General features: G+C 73.7%; 9 protein-coding genes. 6 read left to right on the forward strand and 3 right to left on the reverse strand.

What is annotated here, in order from left to right:
- Position 1: 1 nt before the first annotated feature.
- The gene (locus VIG76_RS08950) at positions 2–2,440 is read right to left on the reverse strand and encodes a DNA gyrase/topoisomerase IV subunit A (protein WP_331953295.1); all 2,439 of its coding nucleotides are present in this window, start codon (positions 2,438–2,440) and stop codon (positions 2–4) included.
- 143 nt (positions 2,441–2,583) lie between these two features.
- Between VIG76_RS08950 and VIG76_RS08955 the strand changes: the two genes are divergently transcribed.
- Positions 2,584–3,699 carry an alkaline phosphatase family protein gene (locus VIG76_RS08955; RefSeq protein ID WP_331953297.1) on the forward strand — a complete coding sequence of 372 codons (1,116 nt, stop codon included), beginning with the start codon at positions 2,584–2,586 and terminating at the stop codon, positions 3,697–3,699.
- Between the two features lie 5 nt (positions 3,700–3,704).
- On the opposite strand, the gene sepH is transcribed toward VIG76_RS08955, so the two are convergent.
- The gene (gene sepH, locus VIG76_RS08960; protein ID WP_331953299.1) at positions 3,705–4,991 is read right to left on the reverse strand and encodes a septation protein SepH; all 1,287 of its coding nucleotides are present in this window, start codon (positions 4,989–4,991) and stop codon (positions 3,705–3,707) included.
- Between the two features lie 239 nt (positions 4,992–5,230).
- On the opposite strand from sepH, the gene VIG76_RS08965 reads away from it, so the two are divergent.
- A complete protein-coding gene (locus VIG76_RS08965; RefSeq protein WP_331953301.1) occupies positions 5,231–5,524 on the forward strand; it encodes a DUF4193 domain-containing protein in 294 nt (97 codons plus the stop codon).
- A 71-nt stretch (positions 5,525–5,595) separates the two neighbouring features.
- On the opposite strand, the gene VIG76_RS08970 is transcribed toward VIG76_RS08965, so the two are convergent.
- Complete coding sequence (locus VIG76_RS08970; protein ID WP_331953303.1) at positions 5,596–6,054, reverse strand: DUF3093 domain-containing protein; 459 nt, start codon at positions 6,052–6,054, stop codon at positions 5,596–5,598.
- Positions 6,055–6,269: 215 nt separating this feature from the next.
- On the opposite strand from VIG76_RS08970, the gene dut reads away from it, so the two are divergent.
- From dut to acnA, 4 genes are all read left to right on the forward strand, one after another.
- Positions 6,270–6,713, forward strand: a complete 444-nt coding sequence (gene dut / locus VIG76_RS08975; protein ID WP_331953305.1) for a dUTP diphosphatase — start codon at positions 6,270–6,272, stop codon at positions 6,711–6,713.
- On the forward strand, positions 6,710–7,339 hold the full coding sequence (locus VIG76_RS08980) for a DUF3710 domain-containing protein (RefSeq protein WP_331953307.1): 630 nt from the start codon (positions 6,710–6,712) through the stop codon (positions 7,337–7,339). Before dut ends, VIG76_RS08980 begins: the two co-directional genes overlap by 4 nt.
- A complete protein-coding gene (locus VIG76_RS08985) occupies positions 7,336–8,025 on the forward strand; it encodes a DUF3159 domain-containing protein (RefSeq protein ID WP_331953309.1) in 690 nt (229 codons plus the stop codon). The genes VIG76_RS08980 and VIG76_RS08985 overlap by 4 nt, the downstream gene beginning before the upstream one ends.
- Before the next feature lie 127 nt (positions 8,026–8,152).
- On the forward strand, positions 8,153–9,847 hold a 1,695-nt coding region (gene acnA / locus VIG76_RS08990), incomplete at its 3' end, for an aconitate hydratase (RefSeq protein WP_331953311.1).

Genomic DNA, 9,847 nt, shown 5'->3' on the forward strand with positions numbered 1-9,847 from the left:
GTCAGCGGGCGGCGGTGCCGAAGGCGTCGACGACGGCCTCGAGCGGGATGCCCGCGGCGTCGCGGCGGGCGAGCGTGTCGGGGAAGCGGCGGGCCGCCCCGTCCCGGGCGACCGCCAGGGCGGGCGCGGGGCCGGCCCAGGCGAGCGCGAGGCCGGACTCGCCGCGACCCATCGTCTGGGCCCGCACGCCGCCGGTGGCCCGGCCCTTCGCCGGGAAGTCCGACAGGGAGGTGAGCTTGCCGCGGCCCGGGTCGATCGCGTCGAGCGTCGTGGCGACGTTCGACACCGTCGCGACCACGGCATCCGCCGGATCGACGGCCGCGAAGGCGATGACCTTGGCGTCGCCGGAGAGCGAGATGCCCGCCATGCCGCCCGCTGCGAGGCCCTGCGGCCGGACCGCCGACGCGGGGAAGCGCAGCAGCTGGGCGTCGGAGGCGATCAGCACGAGGTGCTGGTCGTCGCCGCCCTGGCCGACGCCGACCACCTCGTCGCCGTCCTTCAGCCCGATGAGGTCGAAGACCGGCTTGTTCGGCCAGGCGCCGGGCGCGATCCGCTTCACGACGCCGCTGCGGGTGCCGAGCGCGATCGGCGCGTCGCCGTCGAGCGCCACGAGCCCGAGCACGTGCTCGTCCGCGTCGCCGACGCCGAGGTAGGCGCCGAACGGCGTGCCGGCGGCGAGCTGCACCGCCCCAGGCGGCACGACCGGCAGCGAGACGGGGGAGAACCGCACCAGGCGTCCGCGGCTCGTCACGGCGCCGAGCTCGCCGCGGCTGGTGCCCGCGACCTGCGAGCGGATGGCGTCGTGGCGGGCGCGGCGGCCGGACACGACCACCGCGTCGCCCTCGGCGAGGTCGACGCGCACCGCACGGCCGGACGTCGAGAGGTAGACGCGGCAGGGCACGTCGCGGATCTCGAGGTCGGCCTGCTGCTGCTTCGTCGCGCGCGGCGGCGCCGCGGTGGCCTCGGTGAGCATGGTGCGACGAGGGGTGCCGAACAGGTCGGACGCCTGCTGCAGCTCGTCGGAGACGGTCTCGCGGAGCCGCGCCGGGTCCTCGAGGAGGGCCCTGAGCTGCTCGATCTCGTCGCGGAGCTGCTGCGCCTCCGCCTCGAGCTCGATCGTCGAGAAGCGGGTGAGGCGGCGCAGCCGCAGCTCGAGGATGTAGTCCGCCTGCGCCTGGCTCAGGCTGAAGGCGTCCATCAGGCCGGTCCGCGCGGCCTCGGTGTCGTCGCTGCCGCGGATGATCGCGATGACGCGGTCGATGTCGAGGATCGCGATGAGCAGGCCCTCGACGAGGTGCAGCCGCTCCTCGCGCCGCGCCAGCCGGTAGCGCGTGCGGCGGGTGACGACGTCGATCCGGTGGCCGATGTACACCTGCAGCAGCTCGAGGAGCCCCAGGGTGCGCGGGCCGCCGTCGACGAGCGCGACGTTGTTGATGCTGAACGACTCCTCGAGCGGGGTGACACGGTAGAGCTGCTCGAGCACCGCCATCGGGTCGAAGCCGGTCTTGATCTCGATGACGAGCTTCAGCCCCTGCTCGCCGTCGGTGAGGTCGTGCACGTCGGCGATGCCGGCCAGCTTCTTGGCCTGCACGCCGTCCTTGATCTTCTCGATCACGCGCTCGGGGCCGACGAGGTAGGGCAGCTCGGTCACGATCAGGCCCTGCTTGCGTGCGGTCACCGGTTCGACGCGCACCTTCGCGCGCGTGCGGAACGCCCCCCGGCCGGTCGCGTAGGCGTCCCGGATGCCGGCGAGGCCGACGATCGTGCCGCCCGACGGCAGGTCGGGGCCGGGGATGAACCGCATCAGGTCGTCGAGCGACGCGTCGGGGTGCGCGATGAGGTGCCGGGCGCCGGCGATGACCTCGGCGAGGTTGTGGGGCGCCATGTTCGTCGCCATGCCGACCGCGATCCCGCTCGCGCCGTTGACGAGCAGGTTCGGGAAGCTCGCCGGCAGCACCTCCGGCTGATCGAGCTGGTTGTCGTAGTTCGGCACGAAGTTCACGACGTCCTCGTCGAGGTCCGCGACCATCGCCATCGCCGCGGGCGCGAGGCGCGCCTCCGTGTACCGGGGCGCGGCCGGGCCGTCGTCGAGGGAGCCGAAGTTGCCGTGCCCGTCGATGAGCGGCAGGCGCATCGTGAACGGCTGCGCCATCCGCACGAGCGCGTCGTAGATGGCGGTGTCGCCGTGCGGGTGGAGCTTGCCCATCACGTCGCCGACGACGCGCGCGCTCTTGACGTGCCCGCGGTCGGGCCGGAGCCCCATGTCGGCCATCTGGTAGAGGATCCGTCGCTGCACGGGCTTCAGGCCGTCACGGGCGTCGGGCAGGGCGCGGGAGTAGATGACCGAGTAGGCGTACTCGAGGAAGGACCCCTGCATCTCCGTCGAGACGTCGACGTCCTCGATGCGTTCGCCGGTCGCGCCGGGCTCGATGGTGGTCATGCGCTCGTTCCGTATCGATGGCTGCGTCCGCGCGACCGCCGCGACATCGAGCCGCGGGTCGAGCGGGAGGGGGCCGCGGACGCGGCCGGGGGAGCGGGATCGCCTGGGCGCCCGCCGGGACGGGGATGGCACACTGCCTGTCCGTGGCCGACATCGTACCGGGAGGGCAGGACCGGCCCGTCGGCCTGCGCGACGTGCTCGCCGGGGCGCTCGCCGCGGTCGTGGACGGGGGCGGCCGGCTGCCGCTCGGCCGTCCGGAGCGAGTGCTCGTCGTGCTCGTCGACGGCCTCGGCGCGCAGGCGCTCGCGGCCCGGTCGGGTCATGCCCGGACCCTGGCGGCAGCGCTCGGCAAGCGCTCCCGGATCGCGACCGGCTGCCCGACGACCACGGCGTCGGCGCTGACGACGCTCGCCACCGGCACGGATCCCGGGCAGCACGGCATCATCGGCTACTCGGTGCTCGATCCCGCGCAGGACCGCGTGGTGAACCAGCTGCACGGCTTCGACGACGGCGGGCTGCCCGAGGGCTGGCAGCGCTCGCCGACGCTCTTCCAGCGCGCCGTGGATGAGGGCGTCCGCGCGTTCGCGACCGGGCCACGCCACTACGCGGAGTCCGGCTTCACGGCGGCGGTGCTCCGCGGCGCGGAGTACCTCGGTGCGCGGACGATCGAGCACCGGTTCGACGCGGCGTTCGACGCCTTCGCCGAGGGCGGCCGGACGATCGGCTACTGCTACGTGCCCGAGCTCGACCAGGTCGCCCACCGCGAGGGCTGGTCCTCGGGAGCCTGGACGAACGAGCTGGAGGGGCTCGACGCGGTCGTGGCCGCTGCCGCGTCCCGCCTGCGTCCGGGCGAGCGGATGCTCGTCACCGCCGACCACGGGATCCTCGACGTGCCGGGCGCGCAGCAGGTGCTCGTGGACGAGATCCCGGGACTCCTCGATCCCGTGCGCCACCTCGCGGGGGAGCCCCGCCTCCTGCAGCTGCACCTCGACGACCCCGGGGACGCGACCGCGGTCGCCGAGCGCTGGCGCTCGGCCCTCGGCCGCATCGCCGACGTGCGCACGCGGGCCGAGGCGATCGACGCCGGCTGGTTCGGGACCGTCGATCCGGCCGTCGAGCCGCGGATCGGCGACGTGCTCGTCGCGGCGCGCTCCCGCGCGGCGTTCTACGACGGCCGGACGGGCGCGGGCAGGGGCATGGTCGGCCAGCACGGGGCGTGGACCGACGAGGAGCGCCTCGTTCCCCTGCTGACGTTCTGAGGGGCTCAGTCCTCGTCCCGGCCGAAGACGATCTCGTCCCAGCTCGGCATGGTGGTGCGGCCGCGACGGGGCCGCGAGGACGGCGCGCCCTCGACCGGCCCGGACTCGTCCATCTGCCGCGGCACGCTCCCGCGCGTGCCCGAACGGCTGCGCGGGCGCTTCATCGGCGCCTCCGTCCGCGGCGCGGGCTTCGGCGCCGGCTCCTCGACCTGCTCCTGCGGCTCCGGCAGGCGCTCCGGGAAGCGGCCACGGGTGACCGGCGCGGGCGTGTCCCGCTCCTTCGCCGGTCGGCGCGCGAAGGGGTCGTCCTCGTCCTCGTCGTCCGTGTCGATCACCGACATCGCGCGGGTCACGGGCAGCGACGCGGTGTCGATGCTCGGCTCCCGCTCGCCGCGCCGCCGCGACAGCGAGGCGAGCTGGTCGGTCGTCGGACCCGTGTGGCGAGGGCGGCGGTCCTGCTGCGCAGGCTCGCGGTCCTCGGTCTGGGGCTCGCCGAACCGGGGATCCGCGACGGGCTCGGGGATCAGCCGGGTCGGCGCCGAGCGGTTCGAGCGCTTCGGCGCCGGGACCTCGGCGGCCCGCTCCTCCGGCGTCCGAAGATCCGGGAAGGCGAAGATCGCGCTGTCGAAGCGGGAGGTGTCGGGCGCCGGCGGCGCGACGGGCTCGGGCACGTCGGCGGCACCCGAGGGCGCCACCACGGTGATCGGCACCGTCGGCTCGATCGCACGCAGCCGCGGCGTGAGCGCAGCGGGCGTGCCCTGCTGCGAGAGCGTGGCCGCTTCCACGTTCTCCGGGGTCAGCTGCATCCGCTTCGCATCGAACCGCCAGCGGGCGTCGTGCTCGATGTCGTCGGCCGTGAAGGTGAGCGCGACGATCCAGCCGTTGGTCTCCCGCGTGCTCGTCCAGCGCACGCCGGTCGCGGCGAGGGCGGCGAGGCGCTCGGCCATCACCGCGCCGAAGGTCTTCGCGCGCGCGCCCTCGGTCTCCGGCGGGAGGCGCACGGCGCGGGCCGTCTCGGTGATGTACTCGCGCTCGGCGATCACCGGGCCGACGAAGCGCTCGATGTAGGCGACGGGGGCCCCGGTGAGGGCCGCGACCTGCTGGGCGCTGAGGCCGGCGCGCACGTGCGACTGGATCTCGCGGGGGGAGAGCCGGGGTCCGACGGGGGCCGGCGGCTCCTCCTGGAGCCGGGCACGCAGGTCGGCGTCGACGGGCAGCCGGAAGCGCTCGCCGCTCGGCGCGGCGGCGATGATCGCGCCGTCCTCCACGCCGATCACGCTGAGCGTGAGCATCCGATCCCCCTGACACCGGGGGCGGTCGCACCCGGCGTCGGCCAGGATGCCATGCGCCCTGCCGATCCTCAGGAAATACGCGGGGCGTGCCGGATGTTCCCCGCCCGTGACCCGCGGCACACCCGTGGATCACGAGGCGTTTGCATCAGCATTCCGCCTCATGCATACTGTCGCCGCTTCGCGCGCCGGACACCCCGGCCCGCGGGCACGACGGTGAAGAGAACGAGGACGGGAATCGAATGGCGACCGACTACGACGCCCCACGCAAGACCGAGGACGATTCCGACTCGATCGAGGCGCTGAAGGAGCGCGTCCCGGACACGATGTCCGGGGTCGTGGACGTGGAGGACGCGGACAACCCCGGGGGCTTCGAGCTGCCGGGCGCCGACCTGTCCGACCTCGACCTCGACGTGGTGGTGCTCCCTCCGCAGGCCGATGAGTTCACCTGTGTGAGCTGCTTCCTGGTGAAGCACCGCTCCCAGCTCGACCACGAGTCGAAGCTCGGCCCCGTCTGCCGGGAGTGCGAGGCGTAGACCCGGCACCGGCACGGCGGGAGCGCCCCCGATCGGGCGCACCGGATCGACGAACCGCCCTCGAGGGCGTCTCACCGTCCTTTCGCGGCGGTGAGACGGGCCTCGTCGAGCGCCGCGACCAGGCGCTCCGGGCGCCGCGTGGAGACGAGCCAGTAGGGCACCGGGTCGTCCGGATCCGACAGCGGGATGCGGACCACGGGGTCGATCCAGCCGCGGACGACGGTCCACGCCCTGGCGTCGAGGTCCACGCCGCGCGCCGCGGTCGCGTCGACCCCGCGGAACGCCTCGGCCGGACCGGTGAGGGCCACGTCGATGTGGGCGCGACCCGCCCGGAGCTCGCCGTCCTGGATCGCGACGACCGGCGCGCCGGCGACCAGCGCCGCGATCGCGAGCAGCGGCACGACGATCGCGGCCGCGATCGCGCCCGCGAGGGTGATCGGCAGCAGCACCAGCAGCGCCAGCGGCGCGAGCACGAGGCAGACGATCACGGTGCCGGTGCCGGGCACGAGCCGTTCGCGGTAGTCCGTCACACCACCATTCGACCACCTGGACGCGTGACCTGCGCGCATGCGTCCGACCCGAGCCACTCGATCGCGCCGTTCCGGAGAAACCGGACGACACGCCGTGGCAGGGGCGCCGGAGGCGGCGAGTCGCCCAAAAACTCCGGAACGGCGCGATTCAGCGGGTCGGTCCGCGTCCGGGCGCAGCCGGTCGGCGTCGCAGGTCCCGGCGATAGCCTCACGTCGTGATCGAGGTGCTGGTGGAGGGCGCCGCGCCGGCCGGCCCTGCGCATCCGGGCGACGCGGGCATCGACCTGACCGCCGTCGAGGCGGTCCGACTCGACCCGGGGGAGCGGGCGACCGTGGGCACGGGCCTCAAGATCGCGCTGCCGACCGGCCACCTCGCCTTCGTGCTGCCGCGCAGCGGCCTCGCGGCGAAGCACGGCATCACCATCGTGAACGCGCCGGGGACGATCGACGCCGGCTACCGCGGCGAGATCCGGGTGACGCTCCTGAACACCGATGCGCGGGAGCCGTACGATGTCGCGGTCGGTGACCGGATCGCCCAGCTGGTGGTCCTGCCGGTGCCCGCCGTGCGGTTCGTCGCGGTCGAGGCGCTGCCCGGCAGCCATCGCGGCAGCGCCGGATTCGGATCGACCGGCGTGCGCCATCAACGGGAGGTCGGATGAGCGACGAGATCGAGCCCGAGCCGCAGCCGAAGTCGGCGCCCGCCGACCGGGCGCTGAACGGCCCCTACGACGAGGCGGAGGCGAACGCCGTCCGCCCCTACGTCGACCTCGGCGGCGTGAAGATCGTGCCGCGGGAGGGCCTCGGCCTCCGCCTCGAGGTGGAGGAGGGCACCGGCCGCGTCGTCGCCGTCGGCCTCGACTTCGCCGACTCGAGCCTGCAGGTCCAGCCGTTCGCCGCGCCGCGCTCGAGCGGGCTGTGGCACGAGATCCGCGACCAGATCCAGCAGCAGATCCTGTCGCAGGGCGGCTCCACCCGCGTCGTCGACGGCCCGCTCGGGCCCGAGCTGCTCGCCCAGATCCCCGCGCAGGCCGGCCCCGGCCAGCCGCCGGTGTCCCGGATCGCCCGGTTCGTCGGCGTCGACGGCCCCCGCTGGTTCCTCCGCGGCGTGATCTCCGGCCAGGGCGCCGTGGATCCCGCCGCAGCGGCCCTCGTCGAGGAGCTCTTCCGCAGCGTCGTCGTCGTGCGCGGGTCCGCGCCGATGCCGCCGCGCGACCTCATCCCGCTGCACATGCCGCAGGGCGCGACCGCCGATCCCGGCGATCAGCAGCGCTACCTCGAAGCGTGACCGACCCCGGGGACCCGGTCACCGGCCTCGCCCGCGCGGCGCAGGGCGGTCCGCTCACGGCCCGGGGCCTCCTCGCCGCGATCGGCGGGTGGCTCGGCGTCGTGGAGAGCGTGCTTCCGCCGCTGCTCTTCGTCGTGCTGTACCAGGTGGCCGCGATCAGCGCCGCGCCGCACCCGGTCGGCCGGTCGTCGCTGATCGTGATCGTCGCCGTGCCGCTGGCCGTCTCGCTCCTCTTCGTCGCCTACCGGGCGATCCGGCGGCAGCGGCCGGCTGCCGCGGGCGTCGGGGCCGGCATCGTCGGGGTGTCCGCGGTGCTCGTGCTCGTCAGCGGCGACGCCAGCACGAACTACGTGCCCGGCTTCTTCATCAACGCCGTCTACGGGCTCGCGTTCCTCGCCTCGCTGCTCGTCAGGCGGCCGCTCGTCGGCGTCGCGGTCGCCGCGCTCACCCAGCGGGCCGCCGCGGTCGCCGCCCACCGCCGCCTCTTCGCATGGCTCACGCTCGGCTGGGTCGCGCTCTTCGCCGTCCGGCTCGCGGTCGAGCTGCCGCTCTACTTCACCCACCAGATCGTCCCGCTGGGCATCGCCCGCATCCTGACCGGCGTGCCGCTCTACTCGATCGTCCTGATCATCACCGTGCTCGGCGTGCAGGCCGCGACCGCCGCGCGAGCGCCGCAGCCGGGCTGACCGCGGTCAGGTGCCCCCGCACCCCACCGGTATCGTGATCGGTGGGGCAGCCCGCGCCCGCTCTCGAAGCCTGACGACCGGTCGAACCGGCGCGGACCCCGTCGTTCTCAGCACGAGGGAGAGTCGCATGGGCGCAGTGGACAGTTTCGGGGCGAGGACGACCCTCACGGTCTCCGGCGTGGAGCACGAGATCTTCGCGATCGACTCGGTGCGCGGCGCCGAGCGTCTCCCGTTCAGCCTCAAGGTGCTGCTCGAGAACCTGCTCCGCACGGAGGACGGCAAGAACGTCACCGAGGGGCAGATCCGCGCGCTCGGCTCCTGGCAGCCCACCGCCGAGCCGGACACCGAGATCCAGTTCACCCCGGCGCGCGTGGTCATGCAGGACTTCACCGGCGTGCCCTGCATCGTCGACCTCGCCACGATGCGCGAGGCCGTCGCCGAGCTCGGCGGCGACCCGAAGCGCGTCAACCCGCTCGCGCCGGCCGAGCTCGTCATCGACCACTCCGTCATCGCCGACCTCTTCGGCACCCCGAACGCCTTCGAGCGCAACGTGGAGATCGAGTACGAGCGCAACGGCGAGCGCTACCAGTTCCTCCGCTGGGGCCAGACCGCGTTCGACGACTTCAAGGTCGTCCCGCCCGGCACCGGCATCGTCCACCAGGTGAACATCGAGCACCTCGCCAGGGTCACCTACACCCGCACCGTCGAGGGCCGCCTGCAGGCCTACCCCGACACGCTCGTCGGCACCGACTCGCACACCACGATGGTGAACGGCCTCGGCGTGCTCGGCTGGGGCGTCGGCGGCATCGAGGCCGAGGCCGCCATGCTCGGCCAGCCCGTCTCCATGCTCATCCCGAAGGTGGTCGGCTTCAGGCTGACCGGAGCGATCCCCACCGGCGTGACCGCGACGGATGTCGTGCTCACGATCACGCAGATGCTCAGGAAGCACGGCGTGGTCGGCAAGTTCGTCGAGTTCTACGGCGAGGGCGTCGGCGAGGTGCCGCTCGCGAACCGCGCGACGATCGGCAACATGAGCCCCGAGTTCGGCTCGACCGCCGCGATCTTCCCGATCGACGACGTCACCCTCGACTACCTGCGGCTCACCGGGCGGTCCGAGGAGCAGGTCGCGCTCGTCGAGGCGTACGCGAAGCGCCAGACCCTCTGGCACGACCCCGCGCGCGAGCCCGACTACAGCGAGTACCTCGAGCTCGACCTCGCCACCGTCGTGCCGTCGATCGCCGGCCCGCGCCGCCCGCAGGACCGGATCGAGCTCTCACGCGCGAAGGAGCAGTTCGAGCACGACCTCGGTGACTACGCCACGGTCGGCGCGCACTCCCGCGTGGACGAGGCCGTCGAGGGCACCTTCCCCGCATCCGACCCGCTCGGCTTCACGTCGCAGGACGAGGAGTCGGCGCACGCGCAGACGGATGACGACGCGAGCTTCCACCACCAGTTCCAGGCCGAGGCCGACATCAGCCACGCGCCGGCCTCGATGTCGAACCCGGTGACGGTGAAGGGCGCGAACGGCGAGTTCGTGCTCGACCACGGCGCCGTGGCCATCGCGGCCATCACCTCCTGCACGAACACGTCGAACCCGTCGGTGATGCTCGCCGCGGGCCTGCTCGCGAAGAAGGCGAGCGAGAAGGGCCTGAAGGCGAAGCCGTGGGTGAAGACCACGCTCGCGCCCGGCTCGAAGGTCGTCACCGACTACTACGAGAAGGCCGGTCTGATGGGCCCGCTGCAGGATCTCGGGTTCTACCTCGTGGGCTACGGCTGCACCACGTGCATCGGCAACTCCGGGCCGCTCGAGGACGAGATCTCC

Source organism: Amnibacterium sp., assembly GCF_036559085.1.
Taxonomy (GTDB): Bacteria; Actinomycetota; Actinomycetes; order Actinomycetales; family Microbacteriaceae; genus Amnibacterium.

Excerpts from the sequence above, each read along its gene's own strand:
- VIG76_RS08950 (WP_331953295.1), bottom strand. The coding sequence starts at position 2,440 with ATGACCACCATCGAGCCCGGCGCGACCGGCGAACGCATCGAGGACGTC.
- sepH (WP_331953299.1), bottom strand. The coding sequence starts at position 4,991 with ATGCTCACGCTCAGCGTGATCGGCGTGGAGGACGGCGCGATCATCGCC.
- VIG76_RS08965 (WP_331953301.1), top strand. The coding sequence starts at position 5,231 with ATGGCGACCGACTACGACGCCCCACGCAAGACCGAGGACGATTCCGAC.
- VIG76_RS08980 (WP_331953307.1), top strand. The coding sequence starts at position 6,710 with ATGAGCGACGAGATCGAGCCCGAGCCGCAGCCGAAGTCGGCGCCCGCC.